Raw genomic sequence first — 424 nt, forward strand, 5'->3', positions numbered from 1 at the left:
GATCAGGATTCTTTCGAACAATTTTTTCTTCGACAATGGGTGTTTCGATATCGGTTTCCGCGATCTTTTGGTTATTTATCTTCAATCCTTCAATTGGAATTTTGAACCAGATCGCAGCCTTTCTTCACCTGCCGATTTTAAACTGGTCGACTGATCCGAACCTGGCAATGATTTCGGTAATAATTTCAACCGTCTGGATGAATTTGGGTTTCGCATTCCTGGTACTTTTCAGTGCTTTTGAATCTTTGCCATTAAGTCTTTACGAGGAAACCGCCATTGAAGGAGCCAGCCCTGCATATCGTTTTATGCATGTGACGATTCCACTAATCTCGCCAACCCTTTTCTTTGTTTCCATTATTACGCTAATCGAATCATTCAAAAGTTTCGGTCTAATTGATCTAATGACAGCGGGTGGTCCTAATAA

1 protein-coding gene is annotated in these 424 nt (G+C 40.6%); it reads left to right on the plus strand.

The features are described from left to right. On the plus strand, positions 1 to 424 hold a 424-nt coding region (locus KH893_RS12480), incomplete at both ends, for a carbohydrate ABC transporter permease (protein WP_281166362.1).

This window comes from Liquorilactobacillus sicerae, assembly GCF_029916425.1.
Taxonomy (GTDB): Bacteria; Bacillota; Bacilli; order Lactobacillales; family Lactobacillaceae; genus Liquorilactobacillus; species Liquorilactobacillus sicerae.